Source organism: Kitasatospora sp. MAP5-34 (genome assembly GCF_029894335.1).
Lineage (GTDB): Bacteria > Actinomycetota > Actinomycetes > Streptomycetales > Streptomycetaceae > Kitasatospora.
On the sequence record NZ_JARXZC010000037.1, the window covers coordinates 48,512 to 70,845 of the forward strand.

16 protein-coding genes are annotated in these 22,334 nt (G+C 73.7%); 6 read left to right on the top strand and 10 right to left on the bottom strand.

Annotated features, from left to right (window positions below; genetic code table 11):
• The first annotated feature begins 216 nt into the window (after positions 1-216).
• Positions 217-1,665, top strand: coding sequence for a HEAT repeat domain-containing protein (locus P3T29_RS25590; RefSeq protein WP_280718973.1), 1,449 nt, complete (start codon positions 217-219; stop codon positions 1,663-1,665).
• Positions 1,666-1,969: 304 nt separating this feature from the next.
• Positions 1,970-4,822: a BTAD domain-containing putative transcriptional regulator gene (locus tag P3T29_RS25595; protein WP_280718974.1), complete on the top strand. Its 2,853-nt coding sequence runs from the start codon at positions 1,970-1,972 to the stop codon at positions 4,820-4,822.
• A gap of 23 nt (positions 4,823-4,845) precedes the next feature.
• Here P3T29_RS25595 and P3T29_RS25600 read toward each other — a convergent pair whose 3' ends face one another.
• From P3T29_RS25600 to P3T29_RS25610, 3 genes are read right to left on the bottom strand one after another with little or no spacing between them, the layout of a single operon-like run.
• The gene (locus tag P3T29_RS25600) at positions 4,846-5,706 is read right to left on the bottom strand and encodes a biotin-dependent carboxyltransferase family protein (protein ID WP_280718975.1); all 861 of its coding nucleotides are present in this window, start codon (positions 5,704-5,706) and stop codon (positions 4,846-4,848) included.
• Positions 5,703-6,323 (bottom strand): 5-oxoprolinase subunit PxpB, encoded by a 621-nt coding sequence (gene pxpB, locus P3T29_RS25605; protein WP_280719000.1) that lies wholly within the window; start codon positions 6,321-6,323, stop codon positions 5,703-5,705. Before pxpB ends, P3T29_RS25600 begins: the two co-directional genes overlap by 4 nt.
• Positions 6,324-6,379: 56 nt before the next feature.
• Positions 6,380-7,156: a 5-oxoprolinase subunit PxpA gene (locus P3T29_RS25610; protein WP_280718976.1), complete on the bottom strand. Its 777-nt coding sequence runs from the start codon at positions 7,154-7,156 to the stop codon at positions 6,380-6,382.
• A 502-nt stretch (positions 7,157-7,658) separates the two neighbouring features.
• On the opposite strand from P3T29_RS25610, the gene P3T29_RS25615 reads away from it, so the two are divergent.
• The 4 genes from P3T29_RS25615 to P3T29_RS25630 all read left to right on the top strand — a co-directional run bounded on the left by P3T29_RS25615 (position 7,659) and on the right by P3T29_RS25630 (position 15,023).
• Positions 7,659-9,182: a hypothetical protein gene (locus P3T29_RS25615; RefSeq protein ID WP_280719001.1), complete on the top strand. Its 1,524-nt coding sequence runs from the start codon at positions 7,659-7,661 to the stop codon at positions 9,180-9,182.
• A gap of 58 nt (positions 9,183-9,240) precedes the next feature.
• Positions 9,241-10,122: a hypothetical protein gene (locus tag P3T29_RS25620; RefSeq protein WP_280718977.1), complete on the top strand. Its 882-nt coding sequence runs from the start codon at positions 9,241-9,243 to the stop codon at positions 10,120-10,122.
• Positions 10,123-10,174: 52 nt separating this feature from the next.
• Positions 10,175-14,728, top strand: coding sequence for a hypothetical protein (locus P3T29_RS25625; RefSeq protein ID WP_280718978.1), 4,554 nt, complete (start codon positions 10,175-10,177; stop codon positions 14,726-14,728).
• A 100-nt stretch (positions 14,729-14,828) separates the two neighbouring features.
• Positions 14,829-15,023 carry a hypothetical protein gene (locus P3T29_RS25630; protein WP_280718979.1) on the top strand — a complete coding sequence of 65 codons (195 nt, stop codon included), beginning with the start codon at positions 14,829-14,831 and terminating at the stop codon, positions 15,021-15,023.
• Positions 15,024-15,055: 32 nt separating this feature from the next.
• Here the strand turns inward: P3T29_RS25630 and P3T29_RS25635 are convergent, their stop codons facing one another.
• From P3T29_RS25635 to P3T29_RS25665, 7 genes are all read right to left on the bottom strand, one after another.
• Positions 15,056-15,394 carry a hypothetical protein gene (locus P3T29_RS25635; protein ID WP_280718980.1) on the bottom strand — a complete coding sequence of 113 codons (339 nt, stop codon included), beginning with the start codon at positions 15,392-15,394 and terminating at the stop codon, positions 15,056-15,058.
• 186 nt (positions 15,395-15,580) lie between these two features.
• Positions 15,581-16,360 (bottom strand): TSUP family transporter, encoded by a 780-nt coding sequence (locus tag P3T29_RS25640; RefSeq protein ID WP_280718981.1) that lies wholly within the window; start codon positions 16,358-16,360, stop codon positions 15,581-15,583.
• A 34-nt stretch (positions 16,361-16,394) separates the two neighbouring features.
• Positions 16,395-16,892: a TauD/TfdA family dioxygenase gene (locus tag P3T29_RS25645; RefSeq protein WP_280718982.1), complete on the bottom strand. Its 498-nt coding sequence runs from the start codon at positions 16,890-16,892 to the stop codon at positions 16,395-16,397.
• A 190-nt stretch (positions 16,893-17,082) separates the two neighbouring features.
• The gene (locus P3T29_RS25650; RefSeq protein ID WP_280718983.1) at positions 17,083-18,678 is read right to left on the bottom strand and encodes a glycerol-3-phosphate dehydrogenase/oxidase; all 1,596 of its coding nucleotides are present in this window, start codon (positions 18,676-18,678) and stop codon (positions 17,083-17,085) included.
• A gap of 150 nt (positions 18,679-18,828) precedes the next feature.
• Positions 18,829-20,391, bottom strand: a complete 1,563-nt coding sequence (glpK, locus tag P3T29_RS25655) for a glycerol kinase GlpK (protein WP_280718984.1) — start codon at positions 20,389-20,391, stop codon at positions 18,829-18,831.
• Positions 20,392-20,551: 160 nt separating this feature from the next.
• Positions 20,552-21,271 carry an MIP/aquaporin family protein gene (locus tag P3T29_RS25660; RefSeq protein WP_280718985.1) on the bottom strand — a complete coding sequence of 240 codons (720 nt, stop codon included), beginning with the start codon at positions 21,269-21,271 and terminating at the stop codon, positions 20,552-20,554.
• A gap of 283 nt (positions 21,272-21,554) precedes the next feature.
• Positions 21,555-22,319: an IclR family transcriptional regulator gene (locus tag P3T29_RS25665; RefSeq protein WP_280718986.1), complete on the bottom strand. Its 765-nt coding sequence runs from the start codon at positions 22,317-22,319 to the stop codon at positions 21,555-21,557.
• Positions 22,320-22,334 lie beyond the last annotated feature (15 nt).

Below are 22,334 nucleotides of genomic sequence, written 5' to 3' on the forward strand. Positions count from 1 at the left end.
GCCTCCTAGCACGGCAGGGCCGGTGCCGTCGGTGGTTTCCACTAAATCCTGTTGAGAATTTCTCTGACATGTGCAGATCCGAGCTTGTGTGCGTAAGGGGCGCCCAGGCGGTAACCTTCGGTAATTCCGGCGCCCGGGCGCCCTCGTAGGACCGACCAGACCCCCGGCGACGGAAATCCCGTTGCCACCTAGACCGCCGCAACGGATGCTGACCTCATGTTCGAGCCAGTGATAGCGCCCAGTGCCAGCCTCCTCGGCCTCCTCCAGCGAGGCCGTGGTGACGGACAGCTGCATGCGCTGGCAGCCGACCGGGGCGAGGCCATCGCCGCCCTGGAGGAGTGCGTCACCTGCGACCCACGGGCCGACTGGCAGCTCGAGAACCGCTCGCTCTACTACGCCCGCCTCTACATGGAGCTGGAGGCGCCGCTCACCGGTCTCGAGCAGCACCTGCACGCTCCCGAGGACGTCTTCGACGAGACCGAGCACCGCACCGGCCTGGCCCTCGCGGTGCTCGGCCACCTCGCCGCCTACGGCCGCCGCGACGCGCTCGACCTGCTGCGCGGCTACGTCGCGGTCGGCACCAACTGGGCCTGGGCCCTGGACGAGCTCGCCCTGCGCGACGACGACCGGTCCCTGCTCCGGCTGGCCCCCGCCGTGCTGGGCCGCTTCCCCGCCGACCAGGCGGGCGACGCCGCGCTGCGGGCCGTCATCGCCGCCGCGTACGAGCCGAGGCCGTGGCGGCTGTGGGCCGCCCACCATCCCCGGATCGCCGTCGCGAGCGAGCAGTCACCCTTCGACCTCTGGCAGCGCCAGCTGAACCGTTCCGGCATCACCCCGGGCTGGAGCACCACGGACGTGCTCGCCTGGGCCGACCAGGCCGATCCGTCGGACGACGACGGCACCGACCGTGGCGCGGTCGCGCGCCGCGCCGCCGCCGCCGCCCGCTGCCTCGCCGCCGTCGTCCGCCCGCAGGACCGCTCCACCGTGCTCGCCGCCGCCGCCGGCGGCGCGCCCGGCGCCCGGACGGCCGCCCTGCGCTACCTGGTCGACCAACAGGACCCGGCCGCCGCCGCCCTGATCGAGATCGCCGCCGCCGATGTCGACCACCGCATCGTGGGCGCCGCCCTCGAGGTGCTCGGCCGGATGCGCGGGCCCGAGGCACTGGCCCACGCCCGCCGCTGGGCCGACCCGTCCACCGGCGGCACGGACAGCGCCCTCGGCGAGGCCGCCGTCCAACTGCTCGCCGACTGCGGCGAGCCCGAGGACGGCCCGCTGGTGGTCGCCGCGCTGCGCCGCTGGATCTCCGTACGCGGAGCCGTCGGCGCGGGCCTGGGCACCCTGATCGACGGCGTGGGGCGGCTGGCCGCCGCCGGAGCCGTCCCCGCCCTGCGCCACGTGTACGGCGAGGCCGTCTCCTCCGAACTGCGCGGCCGGGCCGCCCAGGCGCTGGCCCGGACGGACGTCTACTTCCCCCGGGGCCTCGCCGTCGAGTGCCTCTGGGACTGCGAGGAGACCACCCGCGAACTCGCCGCCCGCCACGTCACCACCACCGGTGACGTCCGGGTGCTGGAGCGCCTGCGCCGCCTGGCGGCCGACCCGGCCGAGGAGGCCGAGGTGCACGCCGCCGTACGCGGCCGGCTCACCTCCCGCGACCGTACCCAGTAGCCCCTCCACTCCGTACGCCCTCCCACGGCCCCCCGGCCGTGGGTCAGGTCAGCTTGTCGTCCCGGGTACAAGGTGATTCGACGAGTCCGGGCCCGACGGCTGTTCCCCCGTGTCCCCGGGGCGCCCCCGTGACGCCCCCGGGACCCCTGTGCGGTCGCCGGCGCGTCCGCACCGTCGGGCCGGACCCGTCACGAACATCCTGCAACAGCCCTCTAACATGCCACTAACAGGACTCGCGGCGGGCTTCCGGCTGGTCAGCGCCAGGCTCGGTGGCGGGTGCGGCGGCAAGGCGTGAAGGGATTCGATGAGATTCGCGGTGCTCGGACCTGTGACGGTGACCAGGGACAGCGCACCGGTCCCGGTCAGCTCGCGGATGGGTCGCACGCTGCTGGCCCTGCTCCTGGTGAACGCCGACCGGACGGTCCCGGTCCACCGGCTCGTCGGCGCACTGTGGGGCGACACCCCACCGCCCACCGCCACCGCCTCCCTGCACAACCACGTGATGAGGCTGCGCCGCGTCCTCGGGCCCGACGGCGCCGCGATCCAGCGGACCCCCGACGGTTACCTCATCTCGCTGCGCCCCGGACAGCTCGATCTCCACGAGTTCGACGACCGGTGCCGCCGGGGCCGGGCTGCACTGGCCGAGGGCCGCTGGCTCGACACGGCGGACGCGCTGTCGGCGGCCCTCGGGCTCTGGCGCGGTGAGCCCCTGGCCGACGTCCCCGTCGTCAACCTCGACACCGAGGACCTCGACCACATCCACGAGACCCGGCTGCAGGCGATCGAAGGACTGGCCGAGGCACGGCTGCGCCTGGGGCAGTACGGCCAGGTCATCAGCGAACTCCGGCCGGTGGTCCGCGAGCACCCCTGGGCCGAGGCGCTGCACGGGCAGTTGATGCGTGCGTTCTACGGCGCCGGGCGACAGGCCGACGCCCTGAAGGTCTACCGGGACCTGCGGCAGGAGCTCGTCGACGAGCTCGGGGTCGAACCGTCCCCGGCCGTCCGGGAGTTGCACCAGCGGATCCTCGACGCGGACGCAGCTGTGGAGACGGACGCGGACGGCGTGGACCTGCCCGCCGGCGGCCTGTCCACCGCTCGGCCGCCGGTGAAGGCCGACCCGCCGAGCCGCCCGTCGCAGCCGGTTCAGCAGCCGGTTCCCCAGCAACTGCCGCCGACCACAAGGTACTTCGCTGCTCGAAGCGACGCGCTCGCGACGCTGTTCGATCTGCTGGACGACACCGGTGACGCCCCTGGCGCCGCCCGGATCGCCACCATCACCGGCACCGCGGGCGTCGGCAAGACCGCGCTCGCCGTGCACTGGGCCCACCAGTGCGCCGAGCGCTTCCCGGACGGCCGGCTGTATGTCAACCTGCGCGGCTTCGATCCGGCCGGGCAGCCCGTGACGGCCGAGCACGCGGTGCGCGGGTTCCTGGACGGCCTGGGTATGCCGCCCGGGCGGATCCCGGCGGCGTTCGAGGCGCAGGTCGCCCTCTACCGCAGTCTGGTCGCGGGCCGGCGGCTGCTGGTGGTGCTGGACAACGCCCGGGACGCCGAACAGGTCCGCCCGCTGCTGCCCGGCACCGCGACCTGTCCCGTCCTGGTGACCAGCCGCAACCGGTTGGCGAGCCTGGTGGCCATCGAGGGCGCGCAGCTGCTGCCGCTGGACCTGCTCACCGTCGCCGAAGCCCGGGAACTGCTGGCCCGCCGACTGGGCCCGGAGACGGTGGCGCGGGAGGCGGCCTCGGTCGACGAGCTGATCGAGCTGTGCGCCCGGCTGCCGCTGGCGCTGAGCGTGGTGGCCGCGCGCCTCGCGATGAACCCGGGATTCCCGTTCGCCACCCTGCTGGCGCGCCTCGCCGACACCCGTGACCGCCTCGCGACGCTGAACGCGGGCGACACCGTCACCGACGTGCGAGCGGTGTTCTCCTGGTCGTACGAACAGCTCAGCGGCCCGGCGGCCCGCCTGTTCCGGCTGCTCAGCGTGCACCCCGGCCCGGACGTCTCGCTCCCCGCCGCAGCCTGCCTCGCCGATCTGACGCCCACTCAGGCCCGGGCGGCGCTGGACGAACTGGCCGACTCCCACCTGCTCACCGAACACGCTCCGGGCCGCTACGCCTCCCACGACCTGCTGCGCGCCTACGCCGCCGACCTGGCCCGCACGGTGGAGGACGAGCCCGGCCGCCGCGCCGCCGCCGAGCGGATGCTCGACCACTACCTGCACACCGCCTACGCGGCCGAGCGGCTGATCTATCCGGCCCGCGACCCGATCACCCTGCGCGCCGCCTGCCCGGGCGCCGTCCCGGAGGACTTCGCCACGGCCGGCGCGGCGATGGCCTGGTACGACGCCGAACACCTGGTGCTGCTCGCGGCCGGTGCGGCGGCGGCCGACAGCGGGTTCGACACCCAGGCCTGGCAGCTCCCCTGGGCGCTGACGACCTACCTCGTCCGGAGCGGCCGCTGGCACGACGTCCGGACGAGCCAGCGCGCCGGTCTGGCGGCAGCCCGGCGGCTGGGCGAACTGCGGGGGCAGGCGCTGGCCCACCGCGTGCTGGGACAGCTCTGCCGAGAGCCGGACGAGCGCGAGACCGGCGGCGCCCACCTGCGCGAGGCACTCGACCTGGAACGTCGACTGGGCAGCCTCAGCGGCCAGGCGGACGTCCTGCACAGCCTCGCCTTCTGGTACGAGCTGGGGGTCAACTACCCCGAAGCGCTCGACCACGCCCAGCAGGCCCTGGAGCTGCACCGCGCCGCCGGCCACCCCTCCGGACAGGCCCGGCTCCTGAACGCCGTCGGCTGGTACCGCTCCAGGCTGGGCGACCACGAACAGGCGCTGGTCGACTGCCAGGAAGCCCTCGCCCTCATCCAGGGGACCGGCGACCGCAACAGCGAGGCCCAGGTGCTGAACAGTCTCGGCCACCTCCACCAGACCCTCGGCCAGACCGCGCAGGCCGTCAGCGCCTACCGGCAGTCCGTCGACGTGCACCGGGAGAACGGCCACCGGCCGGCCGAGGCCGACGCCCTGGTCAAGCTCGGCGACGCCCACCGCGCCGCCGGTGACCTCGCCGAGGCCCAGGAGCACTGGCGGGCGGCCCTGGCGATCCTCACCGACCTGGGCCGCCCGGACGCCGAGGAGGTCCGCGCCAAACTCTCGGCCTGATCAGGGGGCCCAGCTGCCGGGGCTCACCCCCGCAGCAGCACGAAGCGCACCGGCGTCCCCGGCCGGGCCTGCGCCGCAGCCGCCAGATCGGCGGCCGGGACGACCCCGACCACGGGGTAGCCGCCGGTGGTCGGGTGGTCGGCCAGGAAGACCACCGGGCGGCCGTCGGGCGGGACCTGGACGGCGCCCAGCACCATGCCCTCGCTGGGCAGCTCGCCGGTACGGGCCCGGGGGAGCGGCGGTCCCTCGGTCCGCAGGGCGATCCGGTTGCTGGCGGACGCCACCAGGTAGCGCTGCCGGGGCAGCGCGGCCAACGCCTCGGCGGTGAACCAGTCGGCCCGGGGGCCCGGCCGCAGCCGCAGCACCAGCTCGGTGGGCGGCGCGGGCAGCGGCACCACGTCCACCGCCGGGTGCGACCGTGCTGCCGGGCCGACGGGCAGTACGTCACCCGTTGCCAGCGGTGCCGGGCCCAGGCCCGACAGCAGGTCGGCCGAGCGGCTGCCGAACTGCTCGGGCACGGCGATCCCGCCCGCCACCGCCAGGTAGCTGCGGACCCCGTGCGTGGCGGCCCCGACCTCCACCAGCCCGCCCGCCGGCACGGCCACCGCCGCCCCCCACGCGGCCGGCCGCCCGGCCACCCGTACGGGAGCTGCCGCACCCGTCACCGCGATCACCACGGGTTCCGCCGCCCGCAGCGCGACCCCGCCGAGCGTGGTCTCCAGCGCCGCCGCCCCGGGCTCGTTGCCGACCAGCCGGTTCGCCGCCAGCAGGGCCGGCCGGTCCAGCGCCCCCGCTCGCGGGACGCCGAGGTGGGCGACACCGTGCCGCCCGAGATCCTGCACGGTCGTCAGCGGCCCCGGCCGCACCACCAGCAGGTCGTTCATGCCGACATGCCCCGAACCGCCACGAACCGCACCCGTACGCCCGGCGCGAGCAGGGCTGCCGGATCACGTCCGGTGTCCCAGAGCCGCAGTGCCGTCCGCCCGATGAGCTGCCAGCCGCCGGGGGAGGAACGCGGGTAGACGCCGGTGTACGGTCCGGCCAGTGCCACCGATCCCGGCGGGACGGAGCTGCGCGGGGTGGCCCGCCGGGGTACGTCGTACCGGGCGGGCAGGCCGGTCAGGTAGCCGAAGCCGGGGGCGAAGCCGCAGAACGCCACCCGGTACTCGGGCTCGGTGTGGATCCGGACCGCCTCCGCCGCCGACACTCCCCAGAGCCGGGCCACCTCGGCGAGATCGGGGCCGTCGTAGACCGTGGGCACCTCGACCAGCGGGCCGGTGGCCGACGGCCGGGCGGGGACGGTCCACCCCGCGAGCAGCCGGGCCAGCGCGGTCCGGTCGGCGACCCCGTCCAGCAGTACGGTTCGCGCGGCCGGGACGATCTCCGCCATCTCGGGCAGCTCCGCCCGCTGGGCCAGCAGCTCGGCGTAGAGCGCGCCGACCCGCTCGGTGGAGTCCGCCTCCACCAGCAGGGCGTCCTCGCCGACCGGGCGGAGCAGCAGTCCGTCGGGCTGTAGTCCGTCCGGCAACAGCTCGTCCGGCAGTATTCCGTCCGGCATCAGACGAACGCCTCCACCCGCACGCCCGCCGAGGCCAGCGCCCCGCGCACCCGCCAGGCCAGCTGCGCCGCGCCCGGGGTGTCGCCGTGCACGCAGAGCGAGCGGGCCTCGACCGCGACCCGTTCGCCGCCCACCGCCGTCACCAGCCCGTCGCGCGCCATCCCGACGGCCCGGGCGATCACCGCCTCCGGGTCGTGGATCACCGCCTCGGGGTCGCGGCGCGGCACCAGCGTGCCCGCCCAGGTGTACGCGCGGTCGGCGAACGCCTCGGTGACCACCGGCAGCCCGACCCCCTCCGCGACCGCCAGCAGCCGCGAACCCGGCAGGCCCAGCACCGGCAGCGGCCCGTCGCACACCGCACCCGCCCGGAGCACACCCGCGACGACGGCCTCGGCCTGTTCGGAGTCGCCGACCACCCGGTTGTAGAGGGCGCCGTGCGGTTTCACGTACGAGACCCGGGAGCCGGCGGCGCGGGCGAAGACCTGGAGGGCACCGATCTGGTAGGCGATCTCGTCGGCGAGTTCCTCGGACGGCACGTCCATCGCCCGGCGGCCGAAACCGGCGAGATCCCGGTAGGAGACCTGGGCGCCGATCCGTACGCCGCGCTCGGCGGCCAGTGCGCAGACCCGGCGCATCGTCGAGGGGTCGCCGGCGTGGAAGCCGCAGGCCACGTTGGCGCTCGTCACCACGGAGAGCAGGGCCTCGTCATCGGTCAGGGTCCAGCGTCCGAACCCCTCGCCGAGGTCCGCATTCAGATCGATCACCGCATCGGCCACGCCACGCCCGCCTCCCGCGCCAGCTTCCTGGGGTGATGGTAGGGCCTGCCCAGGGGCGCCCGTGCAACTGACCCGAGCGCGGAGCGCACACCCGGCGGTATGCGCTCCCCCACCTGGCGGAACGTTTCTCGGCGGCCGCTCGGCCTGCGGCGCGGCCGACTCCGAGGGCGGCTGGTCAGCGTGCGGCGGCGGCCCGCTGCCGGACCGCCGGGGCCCACTCCGGCCGCCGGACGGCGCGTAGCACGATCAGCAGCGGGACCACGCCGACGACACCGAATGACATATCGACAAATCGCCAGTACAGGGGTATCCCGCGCAGCGGCCCGCAGATCAGCGTCGGCGGAATGATGCCGCCACCGGCGATCGATCCCCGCTGGAGCCGACCGCAGACCTCGACTCGAGCGCGCTCGACCACTGTCTTCGGGGCCGGCGGAACCGGTACAACCGGGCTCGTTTCGGACCTTGTGGGTGCGAACCTCTAATCTTGTCCACCGTGACCGTCATCGCAGACCAGCCCACCGCGCACGAGCTCCGGCCCACCGCCGCAGCCGCCCGGCCCGCGCCCGGCCCGGCGGCCGACGAGGGGCTCGCCCGCCGGCTCAAGGCGCTGGCCTGCACCGCGCCGCTGCACGACCTGGAGAGCCGCAAGGTCAACCTGGCCGGCGAGTACAGCTCCTACGCGATGGCCGAGGTCGGCCTCGCGGTGATCGACCTCGTCACGCTCAACATGGACTTCGACACCGGCGCCGACCGCGACATAGTCCTCAGCCGCCTGCTGCCCCGGGTCGCCGCCCAGAACCCGTCCCGTCCGACCACCGAGCACGAGCGGGTCGCCCGCTGGGTGCTGGAGTCGCTGATCAACGTCGGCAGCGTCGACCGGGGCTTCCGCGCCGTCTACGGCACGTTCGGCGCCGACGGCAGCTACGTCCGGCGCGACTACGACTTCAAACTGCTCGAAGAGGTCCCCGGCCCGGACGGCGGCGTCTACCTGCGCAGTACCGACGAGGCCGTCAACGTCCTGGTCGGCGCGCTCGACACCGACGTGACGTCCGCCCAGATCGCCGCCGAGGTCAAGCTCGAAGTACTCATCCGACGTGGCCGCCTCGCCGACGCCCAGCTCGCCGCCGAACAGGCCCGCTACCGGACGGTCCAGTACGCCGAGACGCTGCGCCGCGCGCTGGACGCGACCAGGCGCAACGTCCGGGCCGTCGACTGGATGCAGGCCGTCCCCGACCTGATCGACGAGGCGCTCGACCACATCGCCGACCGCTACCGGCACGAGAACGCGATCCTCACCAACATCCGCAAGGCCCGGGACGAGACCGAGGAGCAGGAGCAGAAGCGCCGCGCGGCCGAGCTGGTCGACATCGTCAAGGACTGCATCCGCCGCCACACCCAGCTGCAGACCCGGCTGCTGGAGGCCGGCCCGCTGTTCCGCGCCGAACAGGACCGCCAGGCGTTCGCCGCCCCCGGCGCCCGCAGCGGCATCGACCTGTACGGGCACCTGCTCGCCCCGCTGCTGAAGCTGCCGATAGCCCAGGCCACCCGCCCCACCGACGCGTTCTTCGCCCGGGCCATCGGCCTGCGCACCCCCACCTCGGTCCGCGTCACCGACCTGGTCGACCTGCTGCTCACCCCGCCGGTCGAGCGCGAGCACCTCGGCGCTGAGCTGCCCGATCCCGACCTGGTCGCCACCCCGGACGACAGCCGGTTCTCCGAAGCCCAGCTGGAGGCCGCCCTCGAACTGCTCGACCTCCCCGCCGACGCCCCCCGCCGGCTCTCCGGCCTGCTCGCCGACGCCCGCCGCCAGGACCCGGACCTCCCGTACCTGGTCGCCCTCCTCGCCGTGCACGCCGCCAGCCCCCCGGTCGGCACCGCCTACCGCCAGGGCGAGGAACGCCTCCTCTTCGCCGTCGACGACGGCACCACCCTCGACGACCCGGAGTTCGGCGGCGCCGACCTCATCGTCGGCAGCGCCCTCCTCGACGCCGCAGGCATGGCCGCCGACCGCAAGGACGCCTCCTGATGACGCGGCAGCGCGAAGCGCCCCTGAACAGCTCACCCACCCGCAAGGAGCCCCGCCCGTGACGACCCACCCCGAGACGTCCTGGGCCGCCCCCGAGAGCGAGCCGCAGGCAGCCGCCGCGGCCCTCACCCCCGCCGACGTGGCCGACGCCGCCCGGCTGGTCTCGTTCGGCCTGCAGGCCAAGCTGCTCCCCGCCCGCGACGCGGAGTACGCCGAGCTGGTCCGCCGGCACCGCGAGGACCCGGGCTTCGCCCGCCTCGCCGACGCCGTCGCGACCGGCATGGGCCTGGTCGTGCTGGAGGTCTCGCCCCGGGCCGGCATGGCCGTGGCCGCCGCCGAGGACTCGGTCTTCGCCGTCCGGATGGGCGACTACTCCCGCCGTGCCGCCGGTGAGTCCACCGACCGGTTCCTGCACGGCCTGGCCCACCTCGCGGTCGCCGCGATGGCCTTCCCCCGTCCGGAGGACCTCGCCGACGACGGCTACCTCGGCCGGATCACCACCAACGGCGTGGACGCCTTCGTCCGCCAGGCGTGCCGCCGCCTGGAGGAGCAGGCCGAGGCCGAGGGCGCCAACACCGACCCGACCAGCGACGCGCCGGGGCTGGAGGCGGCCTGGCGGGTCTGGGCCCGCCGCACTGCCACCGGAGCCACCAAGGACGCCCGCCGGCTCTCCGGCTCGACCATCGGCATCGTCTCCAAGGCGGTGCTCTTCCTGGTCGACTCCGGTTTCCTGCAGAAGACCTCGGACGACGCCGGCGGCACCTTCCGCACCACGGCCCGCTACCAGCTCCAGGTCCGCGACCTGGCGGGCAGCGCCGCGATGGCCGAGCTGCTCGACCTCGGCGTGGTCGCCGTCACCGACGGCACCGCCACCCTGCTGCCCGCCGACCACAGCGAGGACCTCGTCGCCGACGCGGGCCTGCCGTTCCACTCGCTCTGAACACCACCGCCCACAACACCGCCGTTCTGATCCTGTCCAGGAAAGATCTTTCATGTACGAGCTCAACCGGGTCCGTCTGTACTCCATCGGACCGGCCGGCGCCCGCTACGCCGACACGATGCTCGACCTGCGCGGTGTCGGTGAGCCGGTGGCGAACCCCGCCCCCCAGCAGCCGGGCCTGTTCGGTGAGGAGCCGGACGGCCCGCCCCGCCGTCCGGCCCCGGCGGGTGTGCTCTTCCTGGAGAACGGCGGCGGCAAGTCCGTCCTGCTCAAGTTGATCTTCTCGGTGATGCTCCCGGGCCACCGCAACACCCTCGGTGGCGCCAGCTCCGGCGTGCTGCGCAAGTTCCTGCTCGCTGACGACTGCGGCCATGTCGCACTGGAGTGGCAGCACACCGTCACCGGCGAGCTGATCGTGGTCGGCAAGGTCAGCGAGTGGCGCGGCCGTCAGGTCTCCTCCGACCCGCGCAAGTTCGCCGAGACCTGGTACTCCTTCCGCCCCGGCCCCGGCCTGACCCTGGACTCGCTCCCGGTGGCCGAGCGGCTCAGCCTCACCAGCGAGCGGGCCCGAGGGCGCCGCCGCACCATGAAGGGCTTCCGCGACGCCCTGACCGAGGCCGGCAAGACGTACCCGTACCTCGACCTCACCTTCGAGGACATCCACGACCGCTGGAACGAGCACCTCGGTGACCTCGGCCTCGACCCCGAACTCTTCCGCTACCAGCGCGAGATGAACGCGGACGAGGGCGAGGCGGCCGGTCTCTTCGCGGTCAAGCACGACTCCGACTTCACCGACCTGTTGCTCCGCGCGGTCACCGACACCCGCGACACCGACGGCCTGGCCGACCTCGTCCACGGCTTCGCCGCCAAGCTCGGCCGCCGGGCCGAGCTGACCGCCGAACGCGACTTCACCGGCGGCTCGCTCGACCTGCTCCAGCGCATCGTCGACGCGACCGCGGCTCGCGAGTCCGTCCGCGAGACCCACCGCACCGCCGAGCGCCGCACCCGCCGCCTCGCCCACACCCTCGCCGCCCGCGCGGGCGCCGAGCGCGACCGCTCGCACGACCTCGCCATCGAGGTCGCCGCTGCCGCGAGCGCCGTCACCGCCGCCGAGACGGACCGCACCCGGCACTCGCTGATCACCGCCGAGCTGACGCACCGGCACGCGACCCTCGGCCTGGCCGCCGCCACCGCCGAGGCCGCCGCGCTGCGCCGCGAGCTCACCGAGGCCCGCACCTTGCACTCTGCCTGGCAGGCCGCCGAGACCGTGCTGCGCCAGCGGTCCGCCGCCGACCGGGTGGCCCGGGTCGCCGTCGCGATCCGCGAGGCCGAACTCGACGCCGCGCCCGCCCTCGCGGCCCGCGCCCAGGCCGCCGGGGCACTCGCCCGGGCCCTGGAGACGGCCGCCCTCGCGGCCGAGACCCAGGCCGACCAGGAGGAGCTGCGGGCCGGCGAGCTCCAGCAGGACGGCTCGGCGGCCCAGTCCGAGGCGACGGCCGCCGCGACCGCCGCCCAGAAGGCCCGCAGCGAGGCCGACCACCTACGCCAGCGCCTCGCCGAGGTCGAGCAGGAGACCGAGGCCGCCGTCGAGGCGGGCTGGATCGACGGCAGCGCCGACGAGCCGGACCCGGCCCGCGCCGCCCTCCAGGCCGCCGACGCCGAGAAGGCCGCCACCGCCGCACTGGAGCAGGCCCGCGCCGCCGCCGAGCAGTCCGCCGCCCGGCTGCGCGAGACGGCCGCCCTCGAAGGGAAGGCCGAACTCGCCGCCGCCCGTGCCAGCGACGCCTACAAGGACGCCCACCGCGCCCTCGCCACCGAGCAGCGCACCGCCGCCCAGCTCGCCGTCGAACCCCGCCTCGCCGACCTGCTCTCCCTCAAGCCCTATGAGGACGACGAGGACGGCTGCCTCACCCCTGCCGTCCTCGATGCCGCCGCCGAAGACCTCCGCGCCCAGCTCGACCAGGCCGTCGCCACCGCCGAGCGCACCCTCTTCGACCTCCGCACGGCCGCCGCCGACGACACCCGCATCCTGGCCGCCCTCGGCGACGGCGGCCTGCTGCCGCCCGGCCCGGACGTGCTCGCCACCGTCGAGTACCTCGGCGAGCACGGCATCCCCGCGCTGCCCGGCTGGCGCTACCTCGCCCAGTCCGTCGACCCGGCCGACCACGACGCGATCCTGGCCGCCCGCCCCGAACTGGTCGACGGCGTCGTCGTCACCGACCCGGCCTCCCTCGACCGGGCCCGCGAGACCCTCCAGGCGGCGGCCCTGCTGCCCCGCTCCACCGTCGCCGTCGGTACGGCCGCCGCGCTGATCGCGCCGATCGCCGACGAGCCGCCGTTCTTCCTCGTCCCGCCGAACCCGGCCATGCACGACGAGCGCGCCGCCGACGACGAGCGCCGCGAACTGCGCACCCGCGCCACCGCCCGCGAGGAGCACATCCGCGAGCTGGCCGCCCGTCTCGGCGGCGACCGCGCACTCGCCTCCCGGCTGGCCTCCTGGCACCAGCAGTGCCCGCCCGGCACCCTCGCAGAACTCACCGAGGCCGCCCAGACGGCCGCTGCGCAGGCCGAGACGGCCGCCGCCGAACTGGCCACCCTGCGCGCCGAGCACACCGAGGCCGAGACCGACCACGCCGCCGCCGCGTACGCGCACGAGGAGCGCCGCGAGGCCGCCCAGCGCACCCGCCGCCGCGCCGACGCGCTGGCCGGCCTCGCCTTCCGCCTGCGCGAGCGGGCCAACTGGACCCGCCGTCAGCGCGAACTCGCCGAGGACGCCGCCGAGTGCGACCGCCGCCAGGCCACCTGCGCCGAACGCGCCCGTACCTGCGACGAGGACCGCCGCGCCGCCCAGCGCGCCGCCGACGACGCCCGCCGCACCGCCCGCACCCTGCGCGCCGAGCGGGCCGAGCTCTCGGCGACCGACCTCACCGAGCACGCTGACCAGGTCCCGGCCTCGCTGCCCGCGCTGCGCGAGGCGTACCGGGCGGCCTCCCAGCTCTACGACAAGGTCGGCGTCGGTGCCGACCTGCGCGCCGAGCAGGCCCGCGCCGAGGGCGACGAGGCGGCCGCCGCCACCGAGATCGACCGCCTGACCAACAAGGTCCGCACCCGCGCCGAGGAGCTGCTCGCCAGCCCGGACGGCGCCGACGGCCCGGCCCGCCAGGCCGCCGTGACGCGGGCCGAGGAGCTGGTCGCCACCATCGAGGCCCGCTCCGCGACCGCCAGCGAGCAGCTCGGCCGCCTGCGCGGCGAGGCCGAACGCTCGGCCCCCGCCAGCGGCGAGGCGCACACCGAGCTGCCCGAGGACCTCGTCCCGACCGACCCCGAGCACGCCCAGCTGCTGCTGCGCACCGCCACCACCCGGCTCGCCGAGCGCCGCGAGCGCCTGGAGACCGCCCGCACCGAACTCGCCGACCTCCAGCGCACCCTGGACGCCGCGCAGAGCGCCGCCGCCGACTTCGACGAGGCGGCGGCCCAGCTCCGCGACGGCCTGCGCGACCACACCGCCGAGGAGCCCGAGCAGCCCGCCGAGCCGTACCTCGGCAGCCTGACGGAGGCCCGCAGCGCGGCGGCCGACACCCGTCGTACGCTGCGCGGCGCCTCCGCCGACCTGACGGCCGCCGAACTCGCCGTCCGGGACGCCTCCGACGCGCTGATCCGGCACGCCAACGCGGCCCGCTACGAGGCCGTCCGCACCCCGGCCCGCCAGCAGATCCGCGAGCTGCCCGCCGCCTCGCTGCCCGACCATGCCGCCGCCTGGGCCGCCGCCTTCGCACCCCGGCTCCGGGTGCTCACCGACGAGCTGGCCCAGCTGGAGCGCAACCGGGGCTCCATCGTGGACCGCCTGCGCGGCCTGGTGGAGAGCTCGCTCGCCACCCTGCGCGCCGCCCAGCGGCTCTCCCGGCTGCCCGAGGGCCTGGGGGAGTGGTCCGGTCAGGAGTTCCTCCGGATCCGCTTCGAGGACCCGGACCACACCGTGCTGGTCGAGCGCCTCGGCGAGGTGATCGACGAGGCCACCAGCGCCGCCGTCCGCAAGAACTCCGACCTTCGCCGGGACGGCATGTCGCTGCTGCTCCGGGGTGTCGCGGCGGCGATCGGCCCGAAGGGCGTCTCGGTCGAGATCCTCAAGCCGGACGCGGTGCTGCGGGCCGAGCGGGTGAGCGTCGGCCAGATGTCGGACGTCTTCTCCGGTGGCCAGCTGCTCACCGCCGCCATCGCGCTCTACTGCACGATGGCCGCGCTGCGGGCCAACGACCGGGGCCAGTCCCAGCTGCGGCACGCCGGCACGCTCTTCCTCGACAACCCGATCGGCCGGGCCAACGCCACCTACCTGCTGGAACTCCAGCGCGCGGTGGCGGACGCCCTCGGCGTCCAGCTGATCTACACCACCGGGCTCTTCGACACCACGGCGCTCGCCGAGTTCCCGCTGGTCATCCGGCTGCGCAACGACGCCGACCTGCGCGCGGGCCTGAAGTACATCTCGGTGGAGGAGCACCTGCGTCCCGGTCTCCCGGCCCCGCAGGACCCGGACGGCCCGGCGATCCACGGCGAGATCACCGCGACCAGGATGTTCAAGCGCCCACTGGAGGCCCCGGCGGCAGACTGACGGGCCGGGTTGAAGAAGTCTGCGCACTCGTGGATGCTGAAGCCCTCGGGGGGACCCGGGGGCGCGGCGACGCCCCTGAACGGGACCGGAGGCAGCAGCCGTGGCGGACGTCTTTGGCCAGGAGTTGCGCGACCAGCTGGCGCAGGCGCGCGTCGAACTCGCGGCGGCCCGCGCGGCCCAGGACGAGGACGGTGTCGAGGCCTACCGGGGCCGGATCACCGGGCTGCTGCGCATCGCGGCGCGGCACGGCGTCGACCTGCCGCACACCGCTGAGGAAGAAGCGGGCGACGACTGACCGCCCGGCAGGGGGCGGCTGACGGACCCGGATCAGCCCTGAAGTCGGGTCCGGCCGACTGCCGGCCGTCCCTTCGCCCGGTCCGGAGCCCGTCCCTTCGGCTCACGGCTGCCGGCCAGCGGGGAGGCCGAGTTCGGTCCGCGCAGGCGCTGCGCCGCGATCTGGCGCGAGATCACGATGTCCAGCAGGCCCCAGGCCGTGCTGAACACCCCGAGTGCGGTCGCCAGCAGGGTGGGTGTCAGCAGCGGGCTCCGGGCGATCGAGGCGAGCCCCGCCATGATCAGGGCGACCACCGTGCAGGAGAAGTACAGGAACGCCCGGACGGCTGCGGAGCGCACCTCGTCGGGCAGACGGCGGCGTACGGCTGACATCGGCTACCCCCGACGCGGACAGCGTGCGACGGGCGCGGAGTGCGCCCCCGTGCCTCAGACTGCCCCGTCCGGCGCGATTCATTCCCCGGAGCCGACTCATTCCCCCGAATCGGCAGATCTGCCGCAAAACCGGGCATCCGACTCAGATCCCTCGGGCCCCGGGCACAGCGCCCGGGGCCCGAACAGTCAGCTGAACCACTGGTCGTTGGCGAGTTTGACGACCAGCCCCACCACCACGACCAGCAGCACGCCCCGGACGAACCCGCTGCCGCGCTTCAGCGCCATCCGCGCCCCGAGCAGCCCGCCGGTCAGGTTGAACGCCGCCATCAGGGCGGCCAGCTGCCAGAACACCGTGCCGTGGTACGAGAACATCACCAGCGCGCCGAGGTTGGTGCAGACGTTCACGATCTTCGTGGTCGCCGAGGCGGCCACCAGGTCCAGGTGCAGGATCGCGGCCAGCGCGATCACCAGGAAGGTCCCGGTGCCGGGGCCGATCAACCCGTCGTAGAAGCCGATGCCCGACCCGGCGACCAGGATCGCCACCAGCACCCGCTGCCGGGACACCGGCCCGGTGGCCGGCGCCGCGCCGAAGGCCGGACGGAACAGCACGAATCCCAGCACGGTCAGCAGCACCACCATGATCAACGGGCGCAGCACCGCACTGTCGATCCCCGCCGCGAACGACGCCCCGACGAGCGAGCCGACCGCCGCCGCGCCGCCGATCCGGAAGGCGGTTTTGAGGTCGATCCGGGTCTTGCGCGTGTAGGTGACGGCCGCCGCGCCCGTACCGACGATCGACACCGCCTTGTTGGTGCCCAGCACGTACGCCGTCGGCAGGTGCGGCAGGCCCAGCAGCAGCGCGGGCAGCTGGATCAACCCGCCCCCGCCCACCACCGCGTCGATCCAGCCGGCCCCTCCCGCCGCGAGGCAGAGCAGAACCAGGGTGGTCAGGGGTATGTCGGGCATTGCCGTCGCCTTCGTCTGATTGTCCGACCGACTGTCACTGTGCCGAGCCGGTCACGGGGATCTGCCCGAGGGCGTAGCAGCGCCGCAGCCAGCGCGCCCGGTCAGGGGCGGCCGGCTCGAAGGGCACCCGCCGGTGCATCACCCGGCGGTTGTCGAATATATGGAAGCCGCCGGCCTGCACCAGCACCGGGGTTCCGTCCATCCCGGCGACCTGGGTCTCGAATGCGGCGAGGGCAGCGTGCGCCCCCGGCGTGAGAGCGGTGATCCGCTCCGGCCCGTAGCGCAGCCCAGGGTGCCCGTCGGGCAGGGTCCACACCATCGGGACGGCAGGCCGCTCCAGTGGCCGGCCGTCGGCGGCGGCGCGGTACGACTCCGGGGCCGTGACGGTGAACTCGGGGTTGCGGAGGAGTTTGGACCCGTGGTCGAGGTACGGCCGCACATCGGTATCGGGGAGAGCGCCGGTGAGGTCCGGCAGGGAGCCGAGCGTGGCGGTGACGGCGGCTCTGGCGGAGTCCGGAAGTCGGACGTTCATGGAATGCACGTCCGAAGCTTTGATCATGCATCGTTGACGCATCGCCAAGATCAAGAAAATTTGAGCTTCCCCTGAGCTTCTGTTGACGGCCGCTCCCCGCCGGGCAGCGACAAGGGCGGGTACCCGACCGGGTACCCGCCCTTCACCTCCCGCGCGTCAGCCCTGGCTGCGCTTCACAAGGAGGCTCGCCCTACTTCTGCCCACGCTTCGCGAGGAAGGCAGCCACCTGCTGCTGGATCTCCGGGGTGTCCAGCCCACGGACCGTCATCGTGGTGCGGCGGCGCAGCACGTCGTCCGTGGTGTACGCCCACTCGTTGTCGGCCGCGAAGGCGACCTGGGCCCAGACGTCCGGGCCGTCCGGGTGGATCGGCTCGCCGAGCTCGGGGTTCTCGGCGATCAGGTGCGCGATCTCGAAGGAGAGCGTGCCGTAGTGGCTGGCCAGGTGCTTGGCGACCAGCGGCTCCATCCGCGAGCCGGGCTCACGGTCGATCAGCAGCCGGTGCGCGACGGCGTTCGGCGCGCCGACGCCCGGCAGCGGGACGGTGTTCGGGATCGCCGACATGTCCTCGGCCAGCCCGGTGCCCGAGACGTGCGCGAGCTTCTCCAGCACGGTACGGCCGATGTGACGGTACGTCGTCCACTTGCCGCCCGCGACCGAGAGCATGCCGCCCCGGCCCTCGGTGACGACGGTCTCGCGCTTGGCGGCGGAGGTGTCGCCCGGGCCGCCAGGCAGCACCCGCAGGCCCGCGAAGGAGTAGGTGATCAGGTCGCGGTCGAGGTGCTCGTCCTTGATCGCGTGCCCGGCCTCGCCGAGGATCTGGTCGATGTCGGCCTCGGTGGCGCGCACGTCCTGCGGGTCACCGGTGTACTCCTCGTCCGTCGTCCCGAGCAGGACGTGGTCCTCCCACGGGATGGCGAAGGAGACGCGGTACTTGTCGATCGGGATGGTCAGTGCGGCGCGCCACGGCGTCCGGCGCTTGACGACGACGTGCGCGCCCTTGGAGAGGCGGATCGAGGGAGCCGCGCCGGCGTCCTCCATCTTGCGCAGGTGGTCGACCCACGGGCCGGTGGCGTTCAGCACCAGGCGGGCGTTGACACCGAACTCGGTACCGTCCAGCCGGTCCTTCAGCTCGGCGCCGGTCACCCGGGTGCCGGTGAAGCGCAGGCCGGTCACCTCGGCATGGTTGAGCACCACGGCGCCCGCGTCCACGGCCGCGCGCACCGTCATCACGGCGACGCGTGAGTCGTTCATCTGGTGGTCGCCGTAGACCGCGACCGAGCGCAGGCCCTCGGTGCGCAGCGCGGGCACCTGCTGCGCGGCATGCGCGGCGGTGGAGACCCGGCCCATGCCGTCGCGGAAGGCGGAGAGCGCCGAGTACAGGAAGACGCCCGCGCCGAGCTTGGTCGCGCCGTGCGGGCCGCCCTTGTAGACGGGGACGAAGAAGGTCAGCGGGTTGACCAGGTGCGGAGCCACGTCGGTGGAGAGCACCCGGCGCTCCTTGTGGTTCTCCGCGACCAGCTTCACCGCGCCGGTCTGCAGGTAGCGCAGACCGCCGTGGACCAGCTTGGAGGAGGCGCTGGAGGTGGCGCCGGCGAAGTCACCGGCGTCGACCATGGCGACCTTCAGACCCGACTGGGCCGCCGTCCAGGCGGTCGCGGTGCCGAGGATGCCGCCACCGATCACCAGCAGGTCGTAGGTGGCCTTGCCCAGCTGCTCGCGGGTCTCGGCACGGGAGGCGGTGTGGCCGGTGCTGCGGCCGGCGCCCAGGGTCGGGAAGGTTGCCATGATCTGTGTTACGGCGTCCGGTGCACGCGGGCGCCGTTTCTCCTCTCGGGTGTGCGATCGGCCTCAGCTGGAGGCCGGGGTCCGGCCCGTGCGGGGGCCGGAAACATCTCAACCGGCCGGGGCCACTGGGGCCCCGGCCGGTTCGTACCGTCAGTTCTGCTCGTCCTCCTCCACCCAACCCATGGTGCGCTCGACGGCCTTCAGCCACTTCTTGTACTCGCGCTCCCGGGTGGCCTCGTCCATGCGGGGGGTCCACTCGGCGGCGCGGTGCCAGTTGGCCCGCAGGGTGTCCAGATCGGGCCAGAAGCCGACCGCGAGGCCGGCCGCGTAGGCGGCGCCGAGCGCGGTGGTCTCGGCCACGTACGGGCGCTCGACCGGGGCGTTCAGGACGTCGGCGATGTTCTGCATCAGCAGGTTGTTGGAGGTCATGCCGCCGTCGACCTTGAGGGCCGTCAGCGTCACGCCGGAGTCCTTCTCCATCGCGTCGACGACCTCACGGGTCTGCCAGGCGGTGGCCTCCAGCACGGCGCGGGCCAGGTGGCCCTTGGTCACGTAACGGGTCAGACCGGCGATCACACCGCGGGCGTCGGAGCGCCAGTACGGGGCGAACAGGCCGGAGAAGGCCGGGACGAAGTACGCGCCGCCGTTGTCCTCGACGGTGTTGGCCAGCGTCTCGATCTCGGCAGCGGTGGAGATGATGCCGAGCTGGTCGCGCAGCCACTGCACCAGCGAGCCGGTGACGGCGATCGAGCCTTCCAGGGCGTAGACCGGGGCCTGGTCGCCGATCCGGTAGCCGACGGTGGTCAGCAGGCCGTGGTACGAGTTGACGATCTTCTCGCCGGTGTTCAGCAGCAGGAAGGTGCCGGTGCCGTACGTCGACTTGGCCTCGCCCTCGCTGAAGCAGGTCTGGCCGAACAGCGCCGCCTGCTGGTCACCGAGCGCCGAGGCGACCGGCACGCCCGCCAGGTCGCCGACCGCGTGGCCGTAGACCTCGGCGGAGGAGCGGATCTCCGGGAGGACGTTCAGCGGCACGCCCATCGAGGACGCGATCTTCTCGTCCCAGGCGAGGGTCTCGAGGTTCATCAGCATGGTGCGCGAGGCGTTGGTGACGTCCGTGACGTGCTTGCCGCCGTTGACACCACCGGTGAGGTTCCAGATGACCCAGGTGTCCATGGTGCCGAAGAGGATGTCGCCGGCCTCGGCGCGCTCGCGCAGGCCCTCGACGTTGTCCAGCAGCCAGCGGATCTTCGGGCCGGCGAAGTAGCTGGCCAGCGGCAGGCCGGTCTCGCGGCGGAAGCGGTCCTGGCCGACGTTGCGGCCGAGCTCGCGGCAGAGCGCCTCGGTGCGGGTGTCCTGCCAGACCAGCGCGTTGTGGACGGGCTTGCCGGTGTTCTTGTCCCACAGGACGGTGGTCTCGCGCTGGTTGGTGATACCGATCGCGCGGATGTCGTCCCTGGTCAGGCCGGCCTTCTCCAGCGCGCCTCGGACCACGGACTGCACCCGGGTCCAGATCTCGGCGGCGTCGTGCTCGACCCAGCCCGGCTGGGGGAAGATCTGGCTGTGCTCCTGCTGGTCGACCGCCACGATCCGGCCGTCCGCACCGAAGATGATGCAGCGGCTGGAGGTGGTGCCCTGGTCGATCGCGGCGATGTAGTTCCCGGAGAGAGCTGCGTCGCCAGAGAGGGCTGCGTTACCGGAGAGCTCGGTGGTCATGAAAGGTCCTCGGCTCGGAATGAGGGTTTCGGGGGTGGTGACGGGGGCCGGTTCTGCCTGACGCAGGTTCAGTCCCCGGATATCGCGCTCGGGCAAACCCGGGCTGCGGCGGGCGTTGCTGCTTCGTCAGAAGCGCGGAAGCTCGGAACGCTCGGAACGCTCAGAAAGCGAGCTTGTACAGCAAGCCGGAGAGCAGACCGCCGATGATCGGGCCGGCCACCGGGACCCAGGCGTACGACCAGTCGGAGCCGCCCTTGTTCGGGATCGGCAGCAGCGAGTGCACGATGCGCGGGCCGAGGTCACGGACGGGGTTGATCGCGTAGCCGGTCGGGCCGCCGAGCGAGAGGCCGATGCCGACCACGGTGAAGGCGGTGATGAGCACGCCGATGCCGGAGAGGCCGACGCCCTTGGTCAGGCCCTGGGTGAGGATCGCCATGCAGAGCACCATGGTGGCGATGATCTCGGTCAGCAGGTTCTGGATCGGGTTCCGGATCTCGGGCCCGGTCGCGAAGATGCCGAGCGTCGGCTCCTCGTTGGCCTGGAACTGGCCGTAGTAGGTGACCCAGACCAGTACGGCACCGATCATCGCGCCGAGCAGCTGGGAGCCGAGGTAGACCGGCACCTTGCTCCAGTCGCCGCTCTCGACGGCGAGCGCGAGGGTGACCGCCGGGTTCAGATGGGCGCCGGACTTCGGGGCGACCATGTACGCGGCGATCATCACCGCGAAGCCCCAGCCGAAGGTGATCGCGAGCCAACCGGCGTTGACGGCCTTGGACTTCTTGAGCGTCACGGCGGCACAGACGCCACCGCCGAGAAGTATCAGCGCGGCGGTGCCGAGGGTTTCGCCGACGAAGATGTCGCCGTTGGAGAAGGCGGACACAAAGACTCCTTTGTCCGTATGGCCCGAGCAGGTGGGGGAGTGGGGGAGACGGTGTGGCGGCGATCCCCGGCCACCGTTCGACAATGTCGACCGTCATGCGGAAGCTTGCTCTCTCCGCCCGTACTACGTCAAGGCCGGGTGACCTACCTGTGACCGATCACTCGCAGTGATCGGAAGTCGCCCGCGAAACTACCAGCCAAATTGTCGAAAATGCTGACAAAACACCAGAGCGCGGACGGGCAGAAGCCCGTCCGCGCTCACGCGCAGCAGATGTGGGGGAGGGTCAGAAGCGACCCGCGCCGAGGTCCCGGGAGATGGCCCGGGCCGCGCTGCGCACCGAGGCGACCAGGGACGGCCGGACGAACCCGTCCTCGCACACCCGCTCGACCGCGCCGCTGATGCAGACCGCGCCGACCGGGTTGCGCCGCCGGTCCTGGATCAGCGCGCCGATCGAGGCGACACCCTCCCAGGTCTCCTCGATCGAGTCCGCCCAGCCCCGCTCCCGGATCAGCGCGCACTCGGCGTCGATGTCCGTGAGGTCGGTGAGGGTCCGTGAGGTGTACGCCTCCAACGCGGTGTCACCCAGCTCGCCACGGGCCACCGGGTCGTACGCCAGCAGCACCTTGCCGAGCGCCGTGCTGTGCAGCGGCTGCATCGAGCCGACCTCCAGCACCTGCCGGGTGTCGTCCGGGCGGAAGACATGATGGACGATCAGCACCCCTTGCTGGTGCAGCACTCCGAGGTAGACCGTCTCGCCGCTGGCCCGGGCCAGGTCGTCGGCCCAGACCAGGGCGCGGGCCCGCAGCTCGTGCACGTCCAGGTAGCTCTGGCCCAGCCGCAGCAGCTCCGCGCCCAACTGGTACTTCCCGCTCTCCGGGTCCTGCTCGACGAAACCCTCCATCTGGAGGGTGCGCAGGATGCCGTGGGCGGTGCCCTTCGCCAGATCCAGCGAGGTCGCCACCTCCGACAGCCCGAGCCGGCGCTCGCCGCCGGCCAGCAGTCGCATGATCGCGGCTGCCCGGGAGAGCGACTGGATCGGGCCGGGCATGGGTACCTCCGCTGA

What these genes read in the sequence shown, in the direction of transcription:
- P3T29_RS25590 (WP_280718973.1), top strand. Translation starts at nt 217, where the DNA reads ATGTTCGAGCCAGTGATAGCGCCCAGTGCCAGCCTCCTCGGCCTCCTC.
- P3T29_RS25595 (WP_280718974.1), top strand. Translation starts at nt 1,970, where the DNA reads ATGAGATTCGCGGTGCTCGGACCTGTGACGGTGACCAGGGACAGCGCA.
- P3T29_RS25600 (WP_280718975.1), bottom strand. Translation starts at nt 5,706, where the DNA reads ATGAACGACCTGCTGGTGGTGCGGCCGGGGCCGCTGACGACCGTGCAG.
- P3T29_RS25625 (WP_280718978.1), top strand. Translation starts at nt 10,175, where the DNA reads ATGTACGAGCTCAACCGGGTCCGTCTGTACTCCATCGGACCGGCCGGC.
- P3T29_RS25635 (WP_280718980.1), bottom strand. Translation starts at nt 15,394, where the DNA reads ATGTCAGCCGTACGCCGCCGTCTGCCCGACGAGGTGCGCTCCGCAGCC.
- P3T29_RS25640 (WP_280718981.1), bottom strand. Translation starts at nt 16,360, where the DNA reads ATGCCCGACATACCCCTGACCACCCTGGTTCTGCTCTGCCTCGCGGCG.
- P3T29_RS25645 (WP_280718982.1), bottom strand. Translation starts at nt 16,892, where the DNA reads ATGAACGTCCGACTTCCGGACTCCGCCAGAGCCGCCGTCACCGCCACG.
- P3T29_RS25650 (WP_280718983.1), bottom strand. Translation starts at nt 18,678, where the DNA reads ATGGCAACCTTCCCGACCCTGGGCGCCGGCCGCAGCACCGGCCACACC.
- glpK (WP_280718984.1), bottom strand. Translation starts at nt 20,391, where the DNA reads ATGACCACCGAGCTCTCCGGTAACGCAGCCCTCTCTGGCGACGCAGCT.
- P3T29_RS25665 (WP_280718986.1), bottom strand. Translation starts at nt 22,319, where the DNA reads ATGCCCGGCCCGATCCAGTCGCTCTCCCGGGCAGCCGCGATCATGCGA.